This window comes from Deinococcus malanensis (assembly GCF_014647655.1).
Taxonomy (GTDB): domain Bacteria; phylum Deinococcota; class Deinococci; order Deinococcales; family Deinococcaceae; genus Deinococcus; species Deinococcus malanensis.
Genome location: NZ_BMPP01000068.1, coordinates 1 through 670, shown reverse-complemented (window position 1 = coordinate 670; position 670 = coordinate 1). Strand labels below are relative to the sequence as shown.

Annotated in this window: 1 pseudogene; it reads left to right on the top strand. The window is 64.0% G+C overall.

Features of this window, described 5'->3' with window-relative positions:
* Window positions 1-14: 14 nt before the first annotated feature.
* Window positions 15-670 (top strand): annotated as a pseudogene (locus tag IEY49_RS21250) (S8 family serine peptidase); the annotation flags it as partial.

The window sequence follows — 670 nt, the reverse complement described above, 5'->3', positions numbered from 1 at the left end:
CCAGGGGGAACACCATGAAGACCAAGAAACTTCACGCCATCACGCTTTCTGCCACCATGCTCCTCGCCGCCTGCGGACAGCAGGCCAACAGCCCCCAGGCCCAGCCTCAGCAGGGTGCAGCCAAGCCCACCCCCAGCAAGATCAGCAGCCTGGCCACCAAGGGCAAGAAAAAGATCGTCGAGCCGGCCCCGACCACCCCGGTGAGCGCCTGCACCGCGCTGTACTCCACCGACCAGGCCAACGCCACCACCACCAACGCCGTCATCGATCCCAGCATCGCTTACGACGGCGCGGTCGGCACGCTGATCCTGTCGTTCAACTTCGACGACGCCGTGACGCCGGCTGTTGACTTCATCACCAGCAAACTCGGGATCAAACTCGGCGACGGCCTGGGTGCCTTCGGTGAACTGCCGATGGTCGCCGTGCAGGCGCCGATTACCCGCGAGCTGGTCAGCACCCTCAAGACCAACCTGCAGCAGTACGGCCTGCTGTCGATCTACCAGGACCGCCCCCTGGAGTACTTCCTGGACCAGAGCGTCGCCTACATCAAGGGTGACTCGGCACGCACCGCCTTCAAGACCACCGGCAAGGGTGTGGGCGTGGCTGTGATCGACTCGGGCGTGGACGGCACCCACGGTGACTTCCCCAACATGGTCAAGAACGTCAAGAT